Source organism: Variovorax sp. OAS795 (genome assembly GCF_040546685.1).
Taxonomy (GTDB): Bacteria; Pseudomonadota; Gammaproteobacteria; order Burkholderiales; family Burkholderiaceae_C; genus Variovorax.
Map to the genome: position 1 here is coordinate 590,093 of NZ_JBEPOH010000001.1, position 20,945 is coordinate 611,037.

Sequence of the window (20,945 nt, forward strand, 5' to 3'; positions counted from 1 at the left end):
TGCGGCTTGTGGCTGAAAGCGGCCCGGGTTTTCCCCGAGAAGGAATTGGGCCGCTTCTGTTCTTGCTACTTCTTCTTACTTCAGCAGGCCTTCGGCCTTCATCGCACTTTGAACCGCAGGGCGGGCACCCACGCGGGCGTGCCAGGCCTGCAGGTTGGGGAAGCCCGAAATGTCGACGCCGGTGGGCTTGGCCCAGTTGGTGACGGTGAACAGGTAGCCATCGGCCACGCTGAAATGCTCTCCCATGAGGTACTGCTTGTCGGCCAACTGGCCGTCGAGCCATTGGTAGCGCGACTTCAGCTTGTCCTTGAAGAGGGTCTTGGCTTCTTCGGGCATGGCCGGGTTGAACAGCGGGCTGTAGCCCTTGTGCATCTCGGTGCCGATGAAGGTCAGCCACTCCTGCAGGCGGTAGCGCTGCAGGGTGCCGGCCGCCGGCGCCAGGTTCTTGGTGGGCGCGAGGTCGGCGATGTACTGCACGATGGCCGGGCCTTCGCGCAGGCGCGTGCCGTCGTCGAGTTCGAGCATCGGCACATAGCCGAGCGGGTTGATGCCGTAGTAGTCGGTGCCGTCCTGCAGCTTGTGGCTCTTGGTGCTCGCCATCACGGGTTCGAAGGCAATGCCTGCCTCGTGCAGTGCGATGTGGGGCGAGAGCGAACAGGCACCGGGCGAGTAGTACAGCTTCATGCGGGAAATCTCCAGGTTGGGATGAGGTTGGCGGAAATCGATCCGTGGACCGTGGGGATGCTAGCGGGTTTGCCCGCTGCGCGTTTTTGTCCTACGGCCGCTCGCGCGCGCCGACTATCGGGGCGGCTGCGGCGTGTTCCTAAGCTGTGCCCGCACGGTGGGCGAGGCCCGCTGATAGGAGTGATTCGAGATGTTGAAGTACGCGATTATCTTTGCGTTGATTTCGTTGGTGGCCGCGGTGCTGGGCTTCGGCGGCATCGCCGCGGGTGCGGCGGGTATCGCCAAGTTGCTGTTCGGGCTGTTCCTGGTGCTGGCGGTGCTGTTCGTGGTGCTGGCCGCATTGGGCGTGGGCGCAGTGAAAAAAGCGATCGACTGATGCAGCGCCTGAAACCCCGGTGGCCGTGTGCGCGTCCGCTCGGCTTGCTGCTGCAGAGTCCGGCGCACCGCGTGGTGCGGGTGCTGCTGGTGACGCAATCGCACTGGCAGCTTCCCGAGCACCGTTCGCGGCGCCGCCGGGTCTGAAGCGCGCATGCACATCTCCCACATCGAGGCAGATCTCCGCTACGACGTCCAGGCGCCCGCGCACATGCTGCTGAACATCGAGGCCGCGCAGGCGGGCGCGCAGGCCGTCATCAGCGAGATGCTGACGATCGAGCCGCCGACCGAGGTGCGGTTCTACTGCGACGAATCGAGCGGCAACCGCTTCGTGCGTTTCGACGCGCAGCCGGGCCCGCTGCAGATCAGCTACCGGGCCAGCGTGCAGCGCCGGCAGCTCGATCTGCCGTTGGACCTTGCCGAGGTTCCGGTCAACCAGGTGCCGGACGAAATCCTCCACTACATGATGCCGTCGCGCTACTGCGAGTCGGACCTGATGTCGCGCTGCGCGCAGCAACTGTTCGGCGATCTGCCGCCGGGCATCGGCCGGGTGCAGGCGATCGTGGACTGGATCCACGAGAGCATCGCCTACGAACCGGGCAGCAGCAATTCGACGACCACGTCGCGCGAGGTGTTCGTCGAACGCGCCGGGGTGTGCCGCGACTTCGCGCACCTGGGCATCACGTTCTGCCGGGCGCTGAACATCCCGGCGCGGCTGGTGGTGGGCTATGTGTGGTTCGACGAGCCACCGCAGGACTTTCATGCGGTGTTCGAAGCCTGGATCGGCGGCCGATGGGTGCTGTTCGATCCGACGCGCATGGCGCCGGTCGATCGGCTCGTGCGCGTGGGCACCGGACGCGATGCCAAGGACGTGGCCTTCTGTACGATCTTCGGTGCCGTGACGATGACGGGCAAGGACCTGCGCGTGCGGGAAGTGCAGGACGAAAGCGTGGCACCCGCGGCAGCACCCCAGCCGACCGGCGCGATCGTGGGAATTGAAAAACCGGTGCCGGTGGTAGAACTGGCAGCCGCGGCAGACTGAGGCGTAGCAGTGCTGGATAGTTTGCTACTAAATTAGTAGCAACGCTGTGAATTTCTGTGGGGCGGAAAAGGTCTGGCGACTGCGAGCACAGTTGCCCTTATTCGCGGCGCAGAAGGGTACCCCCGATTAAAATTGGTGCCCCCTTTGCGCAGCGCACGCGCCCGTGCGCCCCTTCTCATGCTGTACCCCGAAGAATTTGATGTCATCGTCGTTGGCGGTGGCCACGCCGGCACCGAGGCCGCGCTCGCGGCCGCCCGCATGGGCGCCAGGACGCTGCTGCTGTCCCACAACATCGAGACGCTGGGGCAGATGAGCTGCAACCCGTCGATCGGCGGCATCGGCAAGGGCCACTTGGTGAAAGAAGTCGATGCACTGGGCGGGGCCATGGCCATTGCCACCGACGAGGCGGGTATCCAGTTCCGCATTCTCAATTCGAGCAAGGGCCCGGCCGTGCGGGCCACCCGCGCCCAGGCCGACCGGGTGCTCTACAAGGCCGCGATCCGCCGCCGGCTCGAAAACCAGCCGAATCTCAGCCTGTTCCAGCAAGCGGTCGATGACCTGATGGTGGAGGGCGACCGCGTGGTGGGCGCCGTGACGCAGGTCGGCATCGCCTTCCGCGCGCGCACCGTGGTGCTCACGGCCGGCACTTTTCTCGACGGCCGGATCCATGTGGGCCTCGACAACTACCAGGCCGGCCGCGCGGGCGATCCACCGGCCATCAGCCTGTCGGCGCGGCTCAAGGAGCTGAAGTTGCCGCAGGGCCGCCTGAAGACTGGCACGCCACCGCGCCTGGACGGCCGGACCATCGATTTCTCGAAGTGCACCGAGCAGCCGGGGGACGGCATGCCGGGCGGGGCAGGTCCGATGCCGGTGTTCAGCTTCATGGGCCGGACCGACATGCATCCGCAGCAGATGGCCTGCTGGATCACCCATACCAACGCGCGCACGCACGACATCATCCGCTCGGGCTTCGACCGCAGCCCCATGTTCACCGGCAAGATCGATGGCGTGGGCCCGCGCTACTGCCCGAGCGTCGAAGACAAGATCAACCGCTTCGCCGACAAGGAAAGCCACCAGATCTTCCTCGAACCCGAAGGCCTGACGACCAACGAGTACTACCCGAACGGGATTTCGACCAGCCTGCCGTTCGACATCCAGTACCAGCTGGTGCGTTCGATGCCGGGCCTGGAGAACGCGCACATCCTGCGGCCGGGCTATGCCATCGAGTACGACTACTTCGACCCGCGCGAACTCAAGAGCAGCTTCGAGACCCGTTCGGTCAAGGGGCTGTTCTTTGCCGGCCAGATCAACGGCACCACCGGCTACGAGGAAGCCGCGGCCCAGGGCCTGTTTGCCGGCATCAACGCCGCCCTGCAATGCCGTGGCGAAGATGCCTGGCTGCCGCGCCGCGACGAAGCCTACCTAGGCGTGCTCGTCGACGATCTGATCACCAAGGGCGTGACCGAGCCCTATCGCATGTTCACCAGCCGGGCCGAATTCAGGCTGCAGCTGCGCGAAGACAACGCCGACATGCGACTGACCGAAGCAGGGCGCAAACTGGGCTTGGTCGGCGACGCCCAATGGGAGGCTTTCAGCCGCAAGCGGGAAGTTGTTTCACGTGAAACAGAACGCCTCCGGTCGATCTGGGTCAACCCACGGAACCTGCCGGCCGCGGAGTCGGAGCGCGTGCTCGGCAAGGCGATCGAGCACGAATACAACCTGGCCGACCTGCTGCGCCGGCCGGATGTGAACTACCAGACGCTGATGTCGCTGGACGGCGGGAAGTACGGTGCACCCGTGGCGCTGAATGAAACCGAAATCGAGCAGATCGAGATCTCGGCCAAGTATTCGGGCTACATCGAGCGGCAGCACGACGAAGTGGAGCGGGCCGCGCATTTCGAAAACCTGCGCCTGCCGCCGGACTTCGACTATGGCCAGGTCAAGGCGTTGAGCTTCGAGGTGCGCCAGAAGCTCGACAAGCACCGGCCCGAAACGCTCGGGCTGGCATCGCGCATCTCGGGTGTGACGCCTGCGGCCATTTCCTTGCTGATGATCCATCTGCGCAAGGGCGGCCACAAGGCGTTCAACCGCGACGCCGACGCCGCAACCGAAACGCAGTCGGCCCAATGAGTGCCCCCATCGAGACGCTGCGCGAGGGCGCGGCAGCCCTGGGCCTCGCCTTGTCCGGTCCCCAAGCGGAGCAGCTGCTGTCTTATGGCACGCTGATGCTCAAGTGGAACAAGGTCTACAACCTTACGGCACTGCGCGATCCTGCCAGCGTGCTCACGCACCATCTGCTCGACAGCCTTGCGGCGGTTGCGCCGCTGCAGCGCGAATGGGCAGGGAAGGGCAAGTTGCTGGACGTGGGATCGGGCGGGGGCTTGCCCGGCGTGGTGATTGCCATCATGCGGCCGGACCTCGAGGTCAGCTGCCTCGACGCGGTGGCCAAGAAAGCGGCATTCGTGCAGCAGGTGGCCGCCGAGCTTGAACTGCCCAACCTGCGTGGCCTGCATGCGCGCGTGGAGTCGCTGACTGGAAGCTATGAAGTGATCAGCTCGCGGGCCTTCGCTTCGCTGCCGGATTTTTTCAGCGGCTCGGCGCACCTGCTGGCACCCGAGGGCGTCTGGCTGGCCATGAAAGGCAAGGTGCCCACCGAAGAGCTTGCCGTGCTGCCTGCGGGTGTCTCGGTGTTTCACGTGGAACAATTGGTCGTTCCCGGGCTCGACGCCGAGCGCTGCATCGTCTGGGCGCGCAAACAAACAGCCTGAGCCTGTAAAAAGAAGGCGCCTTTGCCTCGGAAAGCCCCAGCCCATGGGTGTCGGCGCGGGCGGCCTCGCTTAGACTCGACGCCTCCCCTGGCTCTCTTCCCGAGGCAAATCCATGTTCGGCATTGCTGACTACGGCGCATTCGTCGCCGCCATCGTCCTCTTTCTTCTGATACCCGGCCCGGGCAACCTGGCGCTGATCACTTCGACCAGCAAAGGCGGGATTCGCGGAGGATTGGCGGCCACGATGGGCGTGATCCTCGGAGACCAAGTCCTGATGTGGGCCGCCGTGGCGGGCGTCTCGGCCGTGCTGGCGGCCTATCCCGCGGCGTTCAAGGCTGTGCAATGGCTTGGGGCCGCCTACCTGGCATGGCTGGGCGCCAGGATGCTGCTGGCCAAACCTGGCGCAGCCCCGATCCTCAACATCCGCCCCAGCCATTTCCTGCGCCAGGCGCTCGCGATCACCTTGCTGAACCCCAAGGCGATCGTGTTCTACATGGCCTTTTTCCCGCTGTTCGTCGATCCCGCCCGCCACCAGGGCGTGGTCACTTTCGGCGCCATGGCCGTGACCATCGCGGTGCTGACCTTCCTGTATGGGCTGACGTCGACGCTGCTCACGCATTTCCTGGCGGAGCGCATTCGCGCCAACCCGCGTATTTCTGGCGCACTCGAGAAGCTCGCGGGCGTTTTCCTGATCGCATTCGGCGTCAAGCTCGCCATTTCCCGCTGATTCCCTTATGGCCAAGATTTTCTGCATTGCCAACCAGAAGGGCGGCGTCGGCAAGACCACCACCACCGTGAACCTTGCCGCCGGCCTGGCCAAGGTCGGCCAGCGAGTGCTGATGATCGACCTCGATCCCCAGGGCAATGCGACCATGGGTTCCGGCATCGACAAGCGCCAGCTCGAACTCACGGTCTACGACGTGCTGCTCGAGTCGGCCTCCGTGGCCGAGGCGAGGGTCAAGGCCGACAAGCTGGTGGAGGGCGGTTGCGGCTACGACGTGCTCGGCGCCAACCGCGAACTGGCCGGCGCCGAAGTCGAGATGGTGGCGCTGGACCGCCGCGAAAAGCGCCTGCGCACGGCGCTGGCGGCAGTGGGCGCCGAGTACGACTTCGTGCTGATCGATTGCCCGCCGAGCCTGAGCCTGCTCACCCTCAACGGCCTGTGCGCGGCGCATGGCGTGATCGTGCCCATGCAGTGCGAATACTTCGCGCTGGAGGGGCTCACCGACCTGGTCAACACCATCAAGCAGGTGCACGCCAACCTGAACAAGAACCTGCAGATCATCGGCCTCCTGCGCGTGATGTTCGATCCGCGCATCACGCTGCAGCAGCAGGTGAGCGAACAACTCAAGGCTCACTTCGGCGACAAGGTGTTCGACACGGTCATCCCGCGCAACGTGCGGCTCGCCGAGGCGCCGAGCTACGGCCTGCCGGGCGTGGTGTTCGACCCGGCTGCGCGCGGCAGCCAGGCCTTCATTGCCTTTGCCAAGGAGCTGGTCGAGAAGCTGCCGCCCGCCAGCGCCTTTGCGTCGAATGCGGTGGCGCCGCCGATCGCACCGGTCGATCCCGGCGCGCCCAGCCTGGCGATTCCGGAAGACGTGCTCGCCCCTGCGGCCGCATCCGATTCCACCAGCGAAAAAAGCCTTTGACGCGGTCCGCCGTGGGCCTGTGCCAACCCGAATCCCGCCGATGACGACGACCCCCCGCATCCTCTTGCTGCCGGGCTGGCAGAACAGTGGCCCCGGCCATTGGCAGACCCGGTGGGAATCGCTGTACGCCGACCGGCGCGTCGAGCAGCACGAGTGGATGCGCCCGTTGCGCGGCGACTGGTCGGCGCGGCTCGAAGACGAGGTGCTCGCCGCACCGGGCCAGGTCTTGTTTGCGGCGCACAGCCTGGGCTGCATCCTCGTGGCCGCCTGGGCCGCGCATTCGCGCAACACCCACAAGGTGCGCGGCGCGCTACTGGTCGCACCCGGCGACCTGGAACGCGACGACCTGCGCCAGCTCATCCCGGGCTGGGCGCCGATCGTGCGGCAAGCGCTGCCATTCCCCACGGTATTGGTCGCCGCCAACGACGATCCCTATTGCGCCGCCGCGCGCTCGCGCCAGCTGGCGGCCGACTGGGGCGCGCGCTTCGTCGACAACGGCCGGGGCGGCCATCTGAACGCCGAATCCGGCCTGGGCGACTGGCCTGAAGGCCGGAAACTATTGAACGAAATCTCGAAAGACAAGCACTGATGGCGACCAAGAAACCCAAGGGCCTGGGACGCGGCCTCGAGGCGCTGCTCGGACCGACCGCCGGCCATGCTGCCGACAACGCGGGCACGGAAGAGGGCGCGGTCGCACAGAACCCGACCACGCTCATGCTCGACCAGATGGTGGCCGGGGTCTACCAGCCGCGCACCCGCATGGACGAAGGCGCGCTGTACGAGCTTGCCGAGAGCATCAAGGCGCAGGGCATCATGCAGCCGATCCTGGTGCGCCGCCTCGACAGCGCATCGGCCGAGGCCAAGAACGCCGAGTTCGAAATCATCGCTGGCGAGCGCCGCTTCCGCGCCGCGCGCCTCGCGGGTCTCGACCGCGTGCCGGTGCTGGTGCGCGACGTGCCCAACGAGTCCGCGGCCGCCATGTCGCTGATCGAGAACATCCAGCGCGAAGACCTGAACCCGCTCGAAGAAGCCCAGGGCCTGCAACGTCTGGTGGCTGAGTTTGGGCTCACTCACGAAGCTGCCGCCCAAGCCGTGGGCCGTTCGCGCAGCGCCGCCAGCAACCTGCTGCGGCTGCTGAACCTGGCCGAGCCGGCGCAGCAGATGCTGATGGCCGGCGACATCGACATGGGCCACGCCCGCGCGCTGCTGTCGCTGGACCGCGGCACGCAGATCACCGCCGCCAACCAGATCGCCGCCAAGAAGATGTCGGTGCGCGAAGCCGAGGCACTGGTGAAGCGGCTCGCGGCCGAGTTCACGCTCACGCCATCGCGCCGCAGCAACGACGGCGAGAAGTCGCGCGACCTGCAGCGGGTCGAAGAAGAACTGGCCGACCTGCTCACCGCCGAGGTCGAGGTCCGCATCAAGAAGCGCAGCAAGCGGGGCGGCAAGGTCGAGGAAAGCGGCGAACTGGCCATCCACTTCGGCTCCATCGAGGCCCTCAACGGGTTGATCGAACGCATCCGCCGAACGGCCTAGGTGCGGCGTGTCACCTCTGACATTCGCTTGATTGATTCTTGCAATCTTTTACGCGTATCCTCGCCGGGCACATCAACCCAGATATCGAGGAAGAGGGAGTCATCATGAGGTTCACCACAAGGTTTCCATTCGCGGCCGTGGCTGCGGGCGCGCTGCTGCTGACGGGCTGCGCCACCACCGACATGCAGATGGGCAGCCAGTCTGCCAAGACCATGGCCACGGGCAGCGCCGCAGGCTCGGCCACCGCGGGCGAGAGCGGCCAGCTCGAGCGCTGCGAGTCGCCGCTCGGCACGGTCTCGCTGATCGAGAACGTGAACTCCGGCTGGTACACCGTGCTCACCGGCGAATACCGCCTGCCGCCCACGGCCAACCTGCTGCGCCTGCTGGTGCAGCAGTCGAACTGCTTCGTGGTGGTCGAGCGCGGCGCGGCCGGCATGAACGCCATGACGCGCGAGCGCGCACTGCAGCAGTCGGGTGAGATGCGCGGCGGCAGCAACTTCGGCCGCGGCCAGATGGTGGCGTCCGACTACGGGCTTTCACCGGAGATCGTGTTCAGCAACAGCGACGCCGGCGGCATTGGCGGCGCGCTGGGCGGTTTGGTGGGCGGCGGCCGTGGGCGGGCCCTGGCGGCCGTCGGGGGCAGCATGCAGACCAAGGAAGCGAGCGCGCTGCTCACGCTCATCGACAACCGCTCCGGCGTGCAGGTCGCGGCTTCGGAAGGCAGCGCCTCCAAGACCGACTTCGGCGCCTTCGGCTCGGTGTTCGGCGGCCGCGCCGGCGGCGGCCTCGGCGGCTACACCAACACGGCGCAAGGCAAGGTGATTGCCGCTGCCTTCATGGACGCCTTCAACCAGATGGTCCGCTCGCTGCGCAACTACAAGGCCCAGACGGTGCGCGGCCAGGGCCTGGGCGGCGGCGGCCGGCTCGGCGTGGATGGCGGCGCGGCGCCATCGCAAACCTACGTCCCGCCGGAACCGCCACCGGCGCGCCGCCGCAAGTAAGACACGCGGCCGCAAAAAAAAGCCCGGGGCTCTCGCGAGCCGCCGGGCTTTTTTCCTTTCGCTGCGCCGAAGGGATCAGAGCGCGAAGATCTTGCCGGGGTTCATGATGTTCTTCGGGTCGAGCGCACGCTTGATCGTGCGCATCATGTCGATCGCGCCCACGCCTGCTTCCGTCACCAGGAAGTCCATCTTGTGCAGCCCCACGCCGTGCTCGCCGGTGCAGGTGCCCTCGAGCGCCAGCGCGCGGCTCACGAGCGCATGGTTCAGTTCCTCCGCCTTCACGCGCTCTTCGGGGATGTTCGGGTCCAGCAGGTAGCCGAAGTGGAAATTGCCGTCGCCCACGTGGCCGACCAGGAAGTAGGGGATGCCGCTCGCATCGGCTTCGGCCACGGAATCGAGCAGGCAGTCGGCCAGGCGCGAGATGGGCACGCAGGTGTCGGTCGAGATCACGCGGCAGCCCGGGCGCGACTGCACGGCCGCAAAGTAGCTGTTGTGCCGCGCGGTCCACAGCCGGGTGCGTTCTTCCGGCGTGCTGGCCCATTCGAAGGCATTGCCGCCGTGGCCGCTGGCGAGCTCCTGCACGGTCTCGGCCTGTTCCTTCACGCCGGCCGGCGAGCCGTGGAATTCCATCAGCAGCATCGGCTCTTCGCGCAGGTTGAGCTTGGCGTAGGCGTTCACCATGCGCACCGTGTTCACGTCGATCAGCTCCACGCGCGCGATCGGCACGCCGAGCTGGATCGTCTCGATGGTGGTGCGCACCGCGGCCTCGATGCTCGGGAACGAACAGATGGCGGCCGACACCGCCTCGGGCAGCGGATAGATGCGCAGCGTGACTTCGGTGACCACGCCCAGCGTGCCCTCGCTGCCCACCATGAGGCGCGTGAGGTCGTAGCCCGCAGACGACTTCTTGGCGCGCGTGCCGGTGCGAATGACGTCGCCAGCGGCCGTGACCACCTCGAGCGCCAGCACGTTCTCGCGCATGGTGCCGTAGCGCACCGCATTCGTGCCGCTCGCGCGCGTGGCGGTCATGCCGCCGATGGACGCATCGGCGCCCGGGTCGATGGGGAAGAACAGCCCCGTGCTCTTGATCTCTTCATTGAGCTGCTTGCGCGTGACGCCGGGCTGCACCGTGACCGTGAGGTCGTCGGCATTGACCGACAGCACCTTGTTCATGCGCGACACGTCGATGCTGATGCCGCCCTGCACCGCGAGCAGATGGCCTTCGAGCGACGAGCCCACGCCGAAGGGAATGACCGGCACGCTGTGCTCGCTCGCGAGCTTCACGGCATCGGCGACGTCCTGCGTGCTCTCGGCGAAGATCACGGCCGAAGGCGGCGGCGCGTCGAACGAGGACTCGTCGCGCCCATGCTGCGTGCGCACCGCCATGGCGGTGGAGCAATTCGCCCCGAAGCGTGCTTTCAGCCCTTCGATCAGGCTGTCGGGCACGTCGCGCAGATGAAGCTCCGGCATCAGGTGCGAGGTTTGGGTCGGGGCGTTCATCGGTCGTCTCCTGGAGAGGTGGGTGGCGGTTGTGGCTCTGTGCGGCCATTTTACGGAGCGCGCACCATAATGCGCTTCGGCAGACACATGAACCCTACGACCCTCAGCGCGCTCGCGGCCTTTCCGTCGCAACTCGAAGCCCACTACGCGGCCTTTCCGAACATCGGGCGATAAAAGCCGCCCACGCACGCACAACAGGAGCGCCCATGGGCAACCGACTTTCACAGATCGCCACCCGCACCGGCGACGACGGCACCACCGGTCTCGGCGACAACACGCGCGTACCCAAGGATCACCTGCGCGTGCACGCCATGGGCGACGTGGACGAGCTCAACTCCCAGATCGGCGTGCTGCTCTGCGAGCCCATGCCGGAGCCCGTGCGCGAGCTGCTCGTCGACGTCCAGCACCAGCTCTTCAACCTGGGCGGCGAGCTGTCGATGCCGGGTTTCACGCTGCTGAAGTCCGAGGCGCTGCTGCAGCTGGACAACGCGCTGGCCGAGCACAACGCAGCCTTGCCGCGCCTCGCTGAATTCATCCTGCCCGCGGGCACGCGCGCGGCCTCGCTGGCGCACGTGTGCCGCACGGTGGCGCGCCGTGCCGAGCGTGCGGTGGTGGCGCTCGGCGCCACGGCGGAACTCAACGATGCCTTGCGTCAATATCTCAACCGGCTCAGCGATCTGCTCTTCGTGCTGGCGCGCGTGCTCAACCGGATGAACGGCGGCGACGACGTCTACTGGAAGAGCGAACGCATGGCGCGCGCTGCCGCAGAAGCAGTGGACGCCGGCCATCCCGATGACAAGAAAGGAAGCCCCTCATGACCAAGATGCCTGCTCACTCGTTCGCACTGGTGGCTGCGAGCGCCGCGCTCCTGTTGCTGTCCGTCACCGCGGTTCACGCCCAGAGCGCCGACAACCCACCCAAGGTGCAACCCGCGCGCACGCTCCCTCCGCCGCCGCGTGACAGCAAGGTCGTGAACAGCGTGCAGCGCGGCACCAACGCCGCCGGCCGCGGCATCGACCGCGCCGAAGACGCGACACGGCGCGGTGTCAACAACGTGTCGGAAAAAGCCAGCCGGCCGGTGCGCAGGGTGGGCGAGTCCTTCGGCCGCAAGCTGGCGCCGGGCTCCAACGGCCGTGCGGCACCGCCGCCGGTGGGGCCGCAGGGCAGCGCGCCCTGATCCCGGTCAGCGCCAGCCCGCGGCCTTGAACTGTTTCGCCAGCTGCTGCGCAACCTCGGCATAGCCTGCGGCATTGGCATGGATGCGGTCGGAGCGCAGCGAGGCGTCCGACAGCACGCTCGAATACACATTGGCGACGAGCAGCGCCTGTCCCGACTTCGCGACCTCGCCGTAGAACGGCGCATCGCTCAGCGAGCCGACCACCGCGCGCATTGCATCGGGCGCGGGCGTCGCCAGCAGTGCGACACGTGGCGTGTGCGCGCGGGCCTGGGTCACGAGCGCCGCGAGGTTTTCGCGCGTCGCTGCGGGCGGCACGCCGCGAAGCATGTCGTTGCCGCCGATGCCGATGAGGATCGCGTCATAGCTGCCTGCCTGCAGCAGCGATGGCAGGCGCTCCAGCGCGCCGGCCGAGGTGTCGCCATTGACGCCCGCGTTGTCGATCTGCCAACCGGTGAGTTCGCCGAGCTTCACCGGCCACGCCGCATCGGGCGGCGCGCCGTAGCCCGCCGTGAGGCTGTCGCCCAGCGCGAGCACGCGGGCGCCGGGTTTCAATGCGGCGGCGGAGGGCTTGCGCTTGCCGCAGGCGGCCAGCGCGGCGGCTGTGGATGCGCCCGCCAGCAGGTGGAAAAGGTGTCGTCGCTTCATGCTGCGCGCTAGCTTAAGCGCATTCGATGACGGTGCCCGGGCTCAGCCTCTGCGAACCGCCGCATGCGCCTTGCGCAATTCCGCCTGCATCTGCTTCCAGAGCGCCGGCCCGCCTTTTTGCATGGCCGCAGCGGCTGCTGCGCTCTCGCGCGTGACGGGCTGGTGCTTGCGCCCCCAGATGCCGATCTGCGCCACCACCGGCAGCAGGTCGATGCCCATCGGCGTCAGGCTGTAGATCGCCTTCTGCTTGTGCGTGGGATCGTCGCTCTTGCGAAGCACGCCCTGTTCCACCAGCGTGCCCAGGCGCTCGGCGAGGATGTTGGAGGAGATGCCTTCATCGGACTGCAGGAATTCCCTGAAGTGCCGCTTGCCGGCAAACATCATGTCGCGAACGATGAGCAGGCTCCAGCGGTCGCCGAAGATCTCGAGCGACAGGTTGACGGGGCACAGGGATTTCTGATGGTTTGCCATCGCAGCATTGCTCTTGTTTTGAAACTGCTTGCATTTTGCTGGCAGAACTTCAATACTTCAACCGGTTGCAAATCGAGAGCAGTGTCAGGCAACCGTCCGAAGGAGAACCTCATGAGAAAGCTCATCCTGCAGATGCAGATGTCGGTCGATGGCTGCGTCGCAGCGTCCAATTCCGGACTCGACTGGCAACTCTGGGGTTGGGGCGACCGCTGGAACTGGGACGACGCACTCAAGCAGTACTTCAACGAAGTCTTCGAGTCGATCGACACCATTCTCCTGAGCCGCAAGATCGTCGAGGAGGGCTATCTCGACCACTGGGGCCGCGCCGCACGCAACCATCCCGCGGATCCGTACTACGCCTTTGCGCAGAAAATTGTCGATGCGCGCAAGGTCGTGCTCACCGACAAGCTCGACGCCTCGCGGTGGCCGCGGACCGCAGTAGCAGCAGGGCGCATGGCCGACGAAGTGAATGCGCTCAAGCGGCAGCCGGGCGCCGGCATCCTCTGCATCGGCGGCGTGGGCTTTGCGTCGTCGCTGGTGGCCGAGGGCCTCGTCGACGAGTTCCAGTTCTTCGTCAACCCGGCCGCCGTGGGCGGCGGTCGATCGGTGTTTCACGACCAGCGCAACGGCCACAGCTTGCGCCTGCTCGGCGCGCAGGCCTACAAATGCGGCATCGTGGTCACCCGATATGCCCCTGCAACGAAGGACAACACGCCGCCGCGATACCAGCCCTTACCTGATTTCACCTGACGGCGACCTGATGTGCCCAGGGCAGACACAAGCGCCTCTGACAATGGGCTCGTCATCAACACGAAGGAGTTTCCAGATGATCATCAAATCAAAGAGCATGGCCGTCGCTGCTGCGGCGCTCGCGATGTGCATGGCGGCGGGAAGCGCCTTCGCACAAGACCGTGGCCCTGACCGCGGCAATGATCGCGGCGACGACCGTGGCAACGCCCGCTCCGAACAGCAGGACCGCAGGTCCGATCGTGGCAATGACCGCAGCGACGACCGCAGCAACGGCCGCTACGAGCAACAGGACCGCAGGTTCGACCGGCATGACTACCGGCGCGGCGACCGCTACAGCCGCGAGGACTACCGCCCCGGCCGGCAGTTCGACCGCCGCGGCTATCCGCAGCCGCATGCCGAGTGGCGCCGCGGTGGACGCGTGCCCGCCGAGTACCGCGGCCGCAACTACGTGGTGAACGACTACCGTGCGTATCGCCTGCAGCCGCCGCCGCGCGGCTACCAGTGGGTGGGTGTGGGTGGCGACTATGTGCTCGCGGCCATCGCGACCGGTGTGATCGCACAGATCATCGTCGGAAGCCAGTAAGCACGTTTGTCCGTGGCGCCGAGCGCCAGGCCCGAAGGCCGCTGCAGTCAACCTGCGGCGGCCTTTTTGTTTTGTGGCGCGAGGTGCTCAGGCCGCCACGGTGGGCAGCGACTGTGCGCAGACATTGCGTCCGGTGATGGTGAGCCGCAAGCCGCCGCCGTGCCATTCGAGCCAGTTGAGGTTCACATAGGCATCGATGTCACTGTCGGCGATGCGGTCGGCCTGGCGGCTCTGCAGCAGCTCCACGGTGGCGGGCAGTGCCCGTCTGAGCCGCTCACGCCGTTCGGCGGCCTCGGCGGCCTTCAGGGCGGCCTTGGTTTGCTGTTGCTGCTGCTGGGTCGATGCCATTGCTGATCCGTTCCGGGAAGCCAAGGAATTAACCCGAATGTACGCTGCCTGTGTGAAGCAGGGCGCTTCTTTTTCAAACCGGTGGCGGCAAGCATCGATTCCGTTGCGCCGGCGCTAGATTTCGTAGTGCGAGCCCTTCGCTTCGTCTCCCAGAGCCTTCTCGACCACGGTGCGCGTCAAGGTGGGTGCGAAAGACTCGATGAAGGCATAGACGTATTTGCGCAGGTAGTTGCCGCGCCGCACCGCCAGCTTGGTGAGGTTGATGCCGAACAGCCGGCCTGCGTCCAGCGCGCGCAGCTGCGTGTCGCGTTCGGCCTCGTACGCCACGCCGGCGACGATGCCCACGCCCATGCCCAGCTGCACGTAGGTCTTGATCACGTCGGCGTCCATGGCCGCCAGCACGATGTGGGGCGTGAGTCCCCGCTGGGCGAAGGCCTCGTCGATGCGCGAGCGCCCGGTGAAGCCCGTGTCGTAGGTGATGAGCGGATGGCGCGTGAGCGCCTCCAGCGACAGCGGCGCGTCGAGCAGCGCATGCCCCGGCGGCACCACCACCGAGTGCGTCCAGCGGTAGCAGGGCAGTGCCACCAGCTGGGGATAGTCGCCCAGCGCCTCGGTCGCTATGCCCACGTCGGCTTCGCCGTCGATCAGCATCTGCGCGATCTGCTTGGGCGAGCCCTGGTGCAGGTGCAGCTTCACGTTGGGAAACTGGGCGCGAAATTCCTGCACCGCCACCGGCATCGCGTAGCGGGCCTGCGAATGCGTGGCCGCCACCGAAAGCAGCCCGCTCTGCTGTGCCACGAACTCCTGTCCCGCGTGGCGCAGGTTGCTGCTCTCCATCAGCATGCGCTCGATGATCGGAAGCACATGCCCGCCGGGTTCCGTGAGCCCGGTGAGCCGCTTGCCGGCGCGCACGAAAAGCTCGATGCCGAGTTCTTCCTCCAGTTCGCGGATCTGCCGGCTCACGCCCGGTTGGGAGGTGTGCAGCGTGTGGGCAACCTCGGTCAGGTTGAAGCCGCAACGAACGGCCTCGCGTACCGAGCGCAGTTGTTGAAAGTTCATCGGGCGCAGGATCGGAAAACAAAGGCCCGGGCCGGGCCGAGCGGCGATTCTCGGCACAAGTGCTTATGCGGGGAACGATGCGTTTGTTGGTTTCACATGAGCAAATCATCTGTGCCGCTTCTGCCGATGCGCTGCAGCGCGCGCATTTGCAATTTCGCACGACTGTGCTAAAGTTGCCGCCATGGACGCCAAGACCCAGAAAGCCGAACTCACCCGCGCCGCCATCATCGGCGCGGCGATGGATCTCGCGCTGACCGACGGCCTCGAAGCGATCACGCTGCAGGCCGTGGCCAGCCGGCTGGCGCTTTCCAAGAGCGGTGTGTTCTCGCGCGTGGGTTCGCGCGAGGCGCTGCAGAAGGCCGCGATCGAAGAGTACGGCCGCCGCTTCCTGGCCGACGTGTTCGTGCCGGCGATGCAAAAACCCAAGGGCCTGGCGCGGCTCGAGCAGATCGTCGAGCGCTGGATCGCGCGCACGCGCGACATCGAGGCGGAAACCGGCTGCCTCTACATGGCCGGGGCCTTCGAGTACGACGACCGCGAAGGCGAGCTGCGCGACCTGCTGCTATCCGAGATCACGCGCTGGCGCGCCGCGCTGCGCCGCACGGTGCTGCAGGCCGTCGAGACCGGCGAGCTGCGTGCCGACACCGACGCCGGGCAGGTCGTCAGCGAGATCAATGGCCTCATCATGGGCCTGCTGCACGACGCGCGCTTCCTGCGCGACCCCCAGGCCGCCGATCGCGCCAGGCAAACCTGGCAGCGGCTTCTTTCCAGCTATCGCGCCTGAGCCACCCGGGCAGGCAGGTTCCTTTCATCTTTCGTCGATCAAATTTCGCACGACTGTGCGATAAAAAGGAGAAGCACCATGCTGATCATCGCCCTCTGCCTTGCCGTCTACCTGGCCGCCATCGGCGCCGAAACCGCCCGCACAGCGCTGCGCAGCCTGCCGCGCAGCAACGAAGACTGGGTCTGGTACTGAACCGCAGGAGCGTCGCATGACGGGCACCACCACCACCTCCGCGGCCACCCATGCCGCACAGTCGAACTACTACCGCCTCGGCCGCGTGATGCGCACGCTGCGCTTCGGCCTCACCACCGCGCAGCGCCTGTGGCCCGCACTGGGCGTGCGCGCCGCCTACCGGCTGTTCGGCACGCCGCTGCCGCCGAAGTGGCTCTATCGCGGCCAGGGGCCGGGCGCCGAGTGGCGGCGCGAGGGCTGGGCTTTCGAGAACGCGAGCCTCGGCCTCTATCACCTGGCCACGCAGGATTCAGGCGCGGAGTCGGCACCGATCGTGCTGCTGGTGCACGGCTGGGGCGGCCACGCGGGGCAGATGCTGGCGCTGGCCCAGGCCATGGCTGGCGAAGGACTGCGGCCCGTGCTGCTGGAGCTGCCGGCCCACGGTCGGAGCGCGGGCATCATGAGCAACTCGCCGCAGTTCGCGCGGGCCATTTCGTACGTGGTTGCACGGCTCGTCGCAGACGGCCATGCGCTGCGCGCAGCGGTCGCGCATTCGATGGGCGCCAACGCGCTCGGGCTGGCCGCCGCACAGGGCTTGCGCGCCGAGCGGCTGGTGCTGCTCGCACCACCGGCGTCGGCGCGCGAGTTCACGCGGTATTTCGCGCACACGTTCGGGCTGAGCGAAGCGACGCGGCTCGCCATGCAACGGCTGTTCGAAGCGCGGGAAGGTCTGTTGATGGCGCAGCTGGAGCCGCCGGCGGTCGGTCCGCGCATCGTTCAGCCGACGCTGATCGTGCATGACCGCGACGATCGCGTGAACCGCTTTGCCGACGCGGAGGCCTACCGCGATGCGATCAAGGGGGCGCGGCTGGTGGCCACGGAGGGGTTGGGACACCGCCGCATCCTCAAGGAAGACGACGTGCTGCGGCAGGTGGCGCGCTTTGTGGCGCAGCCCTGACCCGGGGGCGAGGCCGCGCCGTCCGCGCGTTCTTCAGCGCGCCGGCGAAGGCGCCGGGTCGGGCAGTTCGATCTTGATGTCGAGCACTTCGAGGTCGTCCTGCTTTTCCAGGTGGACCTTGATGTCCTCGGCATTGATCTTCACGTACTTCGAGATCACCGCCATCAGCTCGCGCTGGAGGTCGGGCAGGTAGTCGGGGCGTTTCTTGCCGCTGAGGCTGGACCGCTCGTGCGCGAGGATGATCTGCAGCCGCTCCTTGGCGACGCTGGCCGTCTTCTTCTTTTCGCCGAGCAGGAACGAGAAAAAGGACATGGCCTACTTGCCTCCGAAAATTCGCTTGAAGAAGCCCGGCTTTTCCGCGTCGACGAAGCGCATCGGCTTGTCTTCGCCCAGGAAGCGCGCCACCACGTCGCTGTAGGCCTTGGCCACGTCGGTGTCCTTGTCGTGGATCGCGGGCACGCCCTGGTTGGACGCCTGCAGCACGCTTTCGGATTCGGGAATGACGCCGATCAGCTTGATGCGCAGGATGTCCTGGATGTCCTCCAGCGAGAGCATCTGGCCGCCGGCCACGCGGTTGGGGTTGTAGCGGGTGATCAGCAGGTGCTCCTTGATGGGGTCGCCGCCTTCCTTCGCCCGCTTGGTCTTGCTGCTCAGCATGCCCAGGATGCGGTCGGAGTCGCGCACCGAGGATACCTCGGGGTTGGTCACCACGAGGGCCTCGTCGGCAAAGTGCATGGCCATCATCGCGCCGGTCTCGATGCCCGCGGGCGAATCGCACACGATGTAGTCGAAGTCCATGGCGGACAGGTCGTTCAGCACCTTTTCGACGCCCTCCTGCGTCAGCGCTTCCTTGTCGCGCGTCTGCGAGGCCGCCAGCACGAAGAGGTTGTCGCACTGCTTGTCCTTGATCAGCGCCTGGCTCAGGTTGGCTTCGCCCTGGATCACGTTGATCAGGTCGTACACCACGCGGCGTTCGCAGCCCATGATGAGGTCGAGGTTGCGCAGGCCCACGTCGAAGTCGATCACCGCCGTCTTCTTGCCCGCGAGCGCGAGGCCCGACGCGAAGCTGGCGCTCGTCGTGGTCTTTCCGACGCCGCCCTTGCCTGAGGTCACCACCACAATTTTGGCCATTGCCATTCCTTCTTGTTTCGATTCGGTTATTGGTTTGGGACGCGCCGCGGCGCGTCAGATCGGATCGATCACGAGTTTCTTGCCGTCCAGGCGTATCTGCGCCGGCTTGCCCAGCACGGGGTCGGGCAGCGGCACTTCGTTGGTGCGATAGATGCCGGCAATGGCCACCAGCTGCGCCTCCATGCAGGTCGAGAAGATGCGCGCCTCGGTGTTGCCGCGCGCGCCGGCAATCGCCTTGCCCCGCAGCGGCGCATAGACGTGCACGTTGCCGTCGGCGATCACTTCGGCACCGAAGCTCACCACCGCGGTCACCACCACGTCGCCTCCGCGGGCGTAGACCTGCTGGCCCGAGCGCAGCGGCTTGTCGATCAGGAGCGTGCCGTTGGCCGGCACCGGCACTTCGCGCACGATCTGCGGCGCTTCGCTCGCGGGCGCAGGGGATGCAGCGGGCGGCGCCGGGGAACGCGGCGCGGGCGCCACCGGCATGGCCGTGAGCGAAAGCCCGGCCGCGCGGGCCGCCGCGTTCTGCGCGGCATTGCCCCCGCGCACCGCAATGGGCTGGGTCTGGTGGCGCGCCAGCAGGCCGCGCAGCGCCGCGAAGTCGAGCGCTGCGGGCTCCTCGCCGCCTTCTTCTTCAGGCTGCAGCTGCGAGAGGTCGATGACCACCGGCTCCTGCTCGAAGAAATCGGGCGAATCGGCCAGCTGGGCGTCGAGCGCCTCGGCCAGCACGGCCAGGTCGGCCGTCTTGAGTATCACTGCGATCAGCGGCAGCGTGGCGCTCTTGAATTCGAAAACCGCCTTGGTGCGCGCGGCGGAGACATCGGCCATTGGAAAACGTCGGTGCGAAAAGCGTTGAAGTCTAACGGGCGTGGGCTTGCGGCCAGTGGCCGGGCCCCGCTTCAACTACCCGGCCGAACATTTATTGCACGGCGTTTCACTTTGCCGGGGCCGAGGCGTTGCGCGTTCCGCCCAGAAGTGCGTAGAGAATGATCGCCCCGAAAGTCGCGGTGCCGATGCCGCCCAGCGCGAACTGGCCGAACTTCAAGGTGAAGTCGCCGGTGCCGATGATCAGTGTGATCGCGGCCACGATGAGGTTCTTGTTCTGCGAGAAATCGACCTTGTTGTCGACCCAGATCTTGGCGCCCGCGATCGCGATGAGGCCGAACACCACGATGCTTACGCCGCCCATCACCGGCAGCGGGATGGCCTGGATCAGCGCGCCGAACTTCGGGCTGAAGCCCAGCACCAGCGCAATGAGCGCCGCCACCACGAACACCGCGGTCGAATAGATGCGCGTGGCCGCCATCACGCCGATGTTCTCGGCATAGGTGGTCACGCCCGTGCCGCCGGCGGCGCCGCTCACCACGGTGGCAATGCCGTCGCCGATGAAGGCGCGGCCGATGTACGGGTCGAGGTTGCGCCCGGTCATGGCCGTGACCGCTTTCAGGTGGCCGAGGTTTTCCGCCACCAGGATGATGGCCACCGGCGCGATCAGCAGCATGGCGTTGGTGGTGAACACCGGCGCGGTGAAGGTCGGCAGGCCGAACCACGCGGCATTGGCGATGCCGGACAGGTCCACCGGCTTGCCCATGCCCAGGAGGTTGGTCAGCAGCGCATAGACCACGGTGGCCAGGATCAGCCCGATCAGGATCAGCAGGCGCTGCAGCATGCCGCGCGTGAACACCGCCACGAGGCCCACGCAGAGAAAGGTGACGGCCTGCATCCACGAATCGAAATTGCTGGCCGCCATGTTCTTGATCGGCACGCTCGCCAGGTTGAGCCCGATCACCGCCACCACCGCGCCCGTGACCACCGGCGGCATGAAGCGTTCGATCCAGCCGGTGCCGATGGCCTGCACCAGGGCGCCGATGAGGATGTAGATCACCCCGCACGCCACGATGCCGCCGAGCGCCACCGCGATGTTGGCGTTGGGCCCCTTGCCCGCATAGCCGCTCGCGGCAATCACCACGCCGATGAACGCGAAGCTCGAGCCCAGGTAGCTGGGCACCTTGCCGCCGGTCACCAGGAAGAAGATCAGCGTGCCGATGCCGCTCATCAGGATGGCGATGTTGGGGTTGAAGCCCATCAGGATGGGCGCCAGCACCGTGGCGCCGAACATCGCGATGACGTGCTGCACGCCCATGGCGCCGGTCTGCAGCCAGGGCAGCCGTTCATCGGGCGCGACCACGCGGCCCTCGGTGGCGGCGACTTCGCGCCAGCTGAATAGGTTGCTCATGGGTTCGGTATCTCCTCGTCTTGTGTTTCCGGGGGGCTTCTTGCGGCCCGCTGCCGCCCGCGTGCCAGGCGGGGTTT

The 20,945-nt window shown here is 66.8% G+C and carries 26 protein-coding genes; 16 read left to right on the top strand and 10 right to left on the bottom strand.

The features are described from left to right. Nucleotides 1–75 precede the first annotated feature (75 nt). Nucleotides 76–684, bottom strand: coding sequence for a glutathione transferase GstA (gene gstA, locus ABID97_RS02885; protein WP_354397053.1), 609 nt, complete (start codon nucleotides 682–684; stop codon nucleotides 76–78). Between the two features lie 190 nt (nucleotides 685–874). On the opposite strand from gstA, the gene ABID97_RS02890 reads away from it, so the two are divergent. The 10 genes from ABID97_RS02890 (at nucleotide 875) to ABID97_RS02935 (ending at nucleotide 9,055) form a co-directional block, all read left to right on the top strand. Then, nucleotides 875–1,060, top strand: a complete 186-nt coding sequence (locus ABID97_RS02890) for a DUF1328 family protein (protein WP_354397054.1) — start codon at nucleotides 875–877, stop codon at nucleotides 1,058–1,060. Then, the gene (locus ABID97_RS02895) at nucleotides 1,060–1,206 is read left to right on the top strand and encodes a hypothetical protein (protein ID WP_354397055.1); all 147 of its coding nucleotides are present in this window, start codon (nucleotides 1,060–1,062) and stop codon (nucleotides 1,204–1,206) included. The genes ABID97_RS02890 and ABID97_RS02895 overlap by 1 nt, the downstream gene beginning before the upstream one ends. 7 nt (nucleotides 1,207–1,213) lie before the next feature. Then, complete coding sequence (locus ABID97_RS02900; RefSeq protein WP_354397056.1) at nucleotides 1,214–2,101, top strand: transglutaminase-like domain-containing protein; 888 nt, start codon at nucleotides 1,214–1,216, stop codon at nucleotides 2,099–2,101. Between the two features lie 177 nt (nucleotides 2,102–2,278). Further along, nucleotides 2,279–4,231: a tRNA uridine-5-carboxymethylaminomethyl(34) synthesis enzyme MnmG gene (gene mnmG / locus ABID97_RS02905; protein WP_354397057.1), complete on the top strand. Its 1,953-nt coding sequence runs from the start codon at nucleotides 2,279–2,281 to the stop codon at nucleotides 4,229–4,231. Further along, nucleotides 4,228–4,869: a 16S rRNA (guanine(527)-N(7))-methyltransferase RsmG gene (gene rsmG / locus ABID97_RS02910; protein WP_354397058.1), complete on the top strand. Its 642-nt coding sequence runs from the start codon at nucleotides 4,228–4,230 to the stop codon at nucleotides 4,867–4,869. Before mnmG ends, rsmG begins: the two co-directional genes overlap by 4 nt. Nucleotides 4,870–4,981: 112 nt before the next feature. Continuing rightward, entirely contained in the window at nucleotides 4,982–5,596 is a 615-nt protein-coding gene (locus tag ABID97_RS02915; RefSeq protein WP_354397059.1) for a LysE family transporter, read from the top strand. 7 nt (nucleotides 5,597–5,603) lie between these two features. Beyond that, nucleotides 5,604–6,518: a ParA family protein gene (locus tag ABID97_RS02920; protein WP_354397060.1), complete on the top strand. Its 915-nt coding sequence runs from the start codon at nucleotides 5,604–5,606 to the stop codon at nucleotides 6,516–6,518. Nucleotides 6,519–6,558: 40 nt separating this feature from the next. After that, the gene (locus ABID97_RS02925) at nucleotides 6,559–7,107 is read left to right on the top strand and encodes an RBBP9/YdeN family alpha/beta hydrolase (protein WP_354397061.1); all 549 of its coding nucleotides are present in this window, start codon (nucleotides 6,559–6,561) and stop codon (nucleotides 7,105–7,107) included. After that, nucleotides 7,107–8,054: a ParB/RepB/Spo0J family partition protein gene (locus ABID97_RS02930; RefSeq protein ID WP_354397062.1), complete on the top strand. Its 948-nt coding sequence runs from the start codon at nucleotides 7,107–7,109 to the stop codon at nucleotides 8,052–8,054. Before ABID97_RS02925 ends, ABID97_RS02930 begins: the two co-directional genes overlap by 1 nt. Before the next feature lie 104 nt (nucleotides 8,055–8,158). Continuing rightward, complete coding sequence (locus ABID97_RS02935; protein ID WP_354397063.1) at nucleotides 8,159–9,055, top strand: CsgG/HfaB family protein; 897 nt, start codon at nucleotides 8,159–8,161, stop codon at nucleotides 9,053–9,055. 75 nt (nucleotides 9,056–9,130) lie between these two features. On the opposite strand, the gene ABID97_RS02940 is transcribed toward ABID97_RS02935, so the two are convergent. Next, complete coding sequence (locus ABID97_RS02940; protein ID WP_354397064.1) at nucleotides 9,131–10,555, bottom strand: FAD-binding oxidoreductase; 1,425 nt, start codon at nucleotides 10,553–10,555, stop codon at nucleotides 9,131–9,133. A 206-nt stretch (nucleotides 10,556–10,761) separates the two neighbouring features. Between ABID97_RS02940 and ABID97_RS02945 the strand changes: the two genes are divergently transcribed. After that, nucleotides 10,762–11,373, top strand: a complete 612-nt coding sequence (locus ABID97_RS02945) for a cob(I)yrinic acid a,c-diamide adenosyltransferase (RefSeq protein ID WP_354397065.1) — start codon at nucleotides 10,762–10,764, stop codon at nucleotides 11,371–11,373. Next, on the top strand, nucleotides 11,370–11,732 hold the full coding sequence (locus ABID97_RS02950; protein WP_354397066.1) for a hypothetical protein: 363 nt from the start codon (nucleotides 11,370–11,372) through the stop codon (nucleotides 11,730–11,732). The genes ABID97_RS02945 and ABID97_RS02950 overlap by 4 nt, the downstream gene beginning before the upstream one ends. Before the next feature lie 6 nt (nucleotides 11,733–11,738). On the opposite strand, the gene ABID97_RS02955 is transcribed toward ABID97_RS02950, so the two are convergent. Both ABID97_RS02955 and ABID97_RS02960 read right to left on the bottom strand, forming a co-directional pair. Next, nucleotides 11,739–12,377, bottom strand: coding sequence for a GDSL-type esterase/lipase family protein (locus tag ABID97_RS02955; protein WP_354397067.1), 639 nt, complete (start codon nucleotides 12,375–12,377; stop codon nucleotides 11,739–11,741). A 42-nt stretch (nucleotides 12,378–12,419) separates the two neighbouring features. Next, the gene (locus ABID97_RS02960; RefSeq protein WP_354397068.1) at nucleotides 12,420–12,848 is read right to left on the bottom strand and encodes a winged helix-turn-helix transcriptional regulator; all 429 of its coding nucleotides are present in this window, start codon (nucleotides 12,846–12,848) and stop codon (nucleotides 12,420–12,422) included. Between the two features lie 111 nt (nucleotides 12,849–12,959). On the opposite strand from ABID97_RS02960, the gene ABID97_RS02965 reads away from it, so the two are divergent. Together ABID97_RS02965 and ABID97_RS02970 are read left to right on the top strand one after the other, a co-directional pair. Then, nucleotides 12,960–13,598, top strand: coding sequence for a dihydrofolate reductase family protein (locus tag ABID97_RS02965; RefSeq protein WP_354397069.1), 639 nt, complete (start codon nucleotides 12,960–12,962; stop codon nucleotides 13,596–13,598). 76 nt (nucleotides 13,599–13,674) lie between these two features. Further along, nucleotides 13,675–14,181 (top strand): RcnB family protein, encoded by a 507-nt coding sequence (locus tag ABID97_RS02970; RefSeq protein WP_354397070.1) that lies wholly within the window; start codon nucleotides 13,675–13,677, stop codon nucleotides 14,179–14,181. 87 nt (nucleotides 14,182–14,268) lie between these two features. Here the strand turns inward: ABID97_RS02970 and ABID97_RS02975 are convergent, their stop codons facing one another. After that, nucleotides 14,269–14,529: a hypothetical protein gene (locus ABID97_RS02975; protein ID WP_354397071.1), complete on the bottom strand. Its 261-nt coding sequence runs from the start codon at nucleotides 14,527–14,529 to the stop codon at nucleotides 14,269–14,271. A 114-nt stretch (nucleotides 14,530–14,643) separates the two neighbouring features. After that, nucleotides 14,644–15,588 (bottom strand): CysB family HTH-type transcriptional regulator, encoded by a 945-nt coding sequence (locus ABID97_RS02980; RefSeq protein WP_354397072.1) that lies wholly within the window; start codon nucleotides 15,586–15,588, stop codon nucleotides 14,644–14,646. Nucleotides 15,589–15,769: 181 nt separating this feature from the next. On the opposite strand from ABID97_RS02980, the gene ABID97_RS02985 reads away from it, so the two are divergent. Together ABID97_RS02985 and ABID97_RS02990 are read left to right on the top strand one after the other, a co-directional pair. Continuing rightward, nucleotides 15,770–16,372 (top strand): TetR/AcrR family transcriptional regulator, encoded by a 603-nt coding sequence (locus ABID97_RS02985; RefSeq protein WP_354397073.1) that lies wholly within the window; start codon nucleotides 15,770–15,772, stop codon nucleotides 16,370–16,372. 208 nt (nucleotides 16,373–16,580) lie between these two features. Beyond that, nucleotides 16,581–17,501 (top strand): alpha/beta hydrolase, encoded by a 921-nt coding sequence (locus ABID97_RS02990; protein WP_354397074.1) that lies wholly within the window; start codon nucleotides 16,581–16,583, stop codon nucleotides 17,499–17,501. 33 nt (nucleotides 17,502–17,534) lie between these two features. On the opposite strand, the gene minE is transcribed toward ABID97_RS02990, so the two are convergent. The 4 genes from minE to ABID97_RS03010 all read right to left on the bottom strand — a co-directional run bounded on the left by minE (nucleotide 17,535) and on the right by ABID97_RS03010 (nucleotide 20,868). After that, nucleotides 17,535–17,813 (bottom strand): cell division topological specificity factor MinE, encoded by a 279-nt coding sequence (minE, locus tag ABID97_RS02995; protein WP_354397075.1) that lies wholly within the window; start codon nucleotides 17,811–17,813, stop codon nucleotides 17,535–17,537. Between the two features lie 3 nt (nucleotides 17,814–17,816). Beyond that, on the bottom strand, nucleotides 17,817–18,632 hold the full coding sequence (gene minD / locus ABID97_RS03000; protein WP_354397076.1) for a septum site-determining protein MinD: 816 nt from the start codon (nucleotides 18,630–18,632) through the stop codon (nucleotides 17,817–17,819). Nucleotides 18,633–18,686: 54 nt separating this feature from the next. Further along, nucleotides 18,687–19,460, bottom strand: a complete 774-nt coding sequence (minC, locus tag ABID97_RS03005) for a septum site-determining protein MinC (protein WP_354397077.1) — start codon at nucleotides 19,458–19,460, stop codon at nucleotides 18,687–18,689. 106 nt (nucleotides 19,461–19,566) lie between these two features. Beyond that, a complete protein-coding gene (locus tag ABID97_RS03010; RefSeq protein WP_354397078.1) occupies nucleotides 19,567–20,868 on the bottom strand; it encodes a solute carrier family 23 protein in 1,302 nt (433 codons plus the stop codon). Nucleotides 20,869–20,945 lie beyond the last annotated feature (77 nt).

Bases quoted from the DNA above. Each gene is read 5' to 3' on its own strand.
- ABID97_RS03010 (WP_354397078.1), bottom strand. From the start codon at position 20,868: ATGAGCAACCTATTCAGCTGGCGCGAAGTCGCCGCCACCGAGGGCCGC.
- ABID97_RS02965 (WP_354397069.1), top strand. From the start codon at position 12,960: ATGAGAAAGCTCATCCTGCAGATGCAGATGTCGGTCGATGGCTGCGTC.
- ABID97_RS02960 (WP_354397068.1), bottom strand. From the start codon at position 12,848: ATGGCAAACCATCAGAAATCCCTGTGCCCCGTCAACCTGTCGCTCGAG.
- minC (WP_354397077.1), bottom strand. From the start codon at position 19,460: ATGGCCGATGTCTCCGCCGCGCGCACCAAGGCGGTTTTCGAATTCAAG.
- ABID97_RS02975 (WP_354397071.1), bottom strand. From the start codon at position 14,529: ATGGCATCGACCCAGCAGCAGCAACAGCAAACCAAGGCCGCCCTGAAG.
- ABID97_RS02890 (WP_354397054.1), top strand. From the start codon at position 875: ATGTTGAAGTACGCGATTATCTTTGCGTTGATTTCGTTGGTGGCCGCG.
- mnmG (WP_354397057.1), top strand. From the start codon at position 2,279: ATGCTGTACCCCGAAGAATTTGATGTCATCGTCGTTGGCGGTGGCCAC.
- ABID97_RS02945 (WP_354397065.1), top strand. From the start codon at position 10,762: ATGGGCAACCGACTTTCACAGATCGCCACCCGCACCGGCGACGACGGC.
- ABID97_RS02915 (WP_354397059.1), top strand. From the start codon at position 4,982: ATGTTCGGCATTGCTGACTACGGCGCATTCGTCGCCGCCATCGTCCTC.
- ABID97_RS02940 (WP_354397064.1), bottom strand. From the start codon at position 10,555: ATGAACGCCCCGACCCAAACCTCGCACCTGATGCCGGAGCTTCATCTG.
- minD (WP_354397076.1), bottom strand. From the start codon at position 18,632: ATGGCCAAAATTGTGGTGGTGACCTCAGGCAAGGGCGGCGTCGGAAAG.
- ABID97_RS02900 (WP_354397056.1), top strand. From the start codon at position 1,214: ATGCACATCTCCCACATCGAGGCAGATCTCCGCTACGACGTCCAGGCG.
- ABID97_RS02990 (WP_354397074.1), top strand. From the start codon at position 16,581: ATGACGGGCACCACCACCACCTCCGCGGCCACCCATGCCGCACAGTCG.
- ABID97_RS02920 (WP_354397060.1), top strand. From the start codon at position 5,604: ATGGCCAAGATTTTCTGCATTGCCAACCAGAAGGGCGGCGTCGGCAAG.
- minE (WP_354397075.1), bottom strand. From the start codon at position 17,813: ATGTCCTTTTTCTCGTTCCTGCTCGGCGAAAAGAAGAAGACGGCCAGC.
- ABID97_RS02950 (WP_354397066.1), top strand. From the start codon at position 11,370: ATGACCAAGATGCCTGCTCACTCGTTCGCACTGGTGGCTGCGAGCGCC.
- ABID97_RS02985 (WP_354397073.1), top strand. From the start codon at position 15,770: ATGGACGCCAAGACCCAGAAAGCCGAACTCACCCGCGCCGCCATCATC.
- ABID97_RS02930 (WP_354397062.1), top strand. From the start codon at position 7,107: ATGGCGACCAAGAAACCCAAGGGCCTGGGACGCGGCCTCGAGGCGCTG.
- ABID97_RS02970 (WP_354397070.1), top strand. From the start codon at position 13,675: ATGATCATCAAATCAAAGAGCATGGCCGTCGCTGCTGCGGCGCTCGCG.
- ABID97_RS02925 (WP_354397061.1), top strand. From the start codon at position 6,559: ATGACGACGACCCCCCGCATCCTCTTGCTGCCGGGCTGGCAGAACAGT.
- gstA (WP_354397053.1), bottom strand. From the start codon at position 684: ATGAAGCTGTACTACTCGCCCGGTGCCTGTTCGCTCTCGCCCCACATC.
- ABID97_RS02935 (WP_354397063.1), top strand. From the start codon at position 8,159: ATGAGGTTCACCACAAGGTTTCCATTCGCGGCCGTGGCTGCGGGCGCG.
- ABID97_RS02895 (WP_354397055.1), top strand. From the start codon at position 1,060: ATGCAGCGCCTGAAACCCCGGTGGCCGTGTGCGCGTCCGCTCGGCTTG.
- rsmG (WP_354397058.1), top strand. From the start codon at position 4,228: ATGAGTGCCCCCATCGAGACGCTGCGCGAGGGCGCGGCAGCCCTGGGC.
- ABID97_RS02980 (WP_354397072.1), bottom strand. From the start codon at position 15,588: ATGAACTTTCAACAACTGCGCTCGGTACGCGAGGCCGTTCGTTGCGGC.
- ABID97_RS02955 (WP_354397067.1), bottom strand. From the start codon at position 12,377: ATGAAGCGACGACACCTTTTCCACCTGCTGGCGGGCGCATCCACAGCC.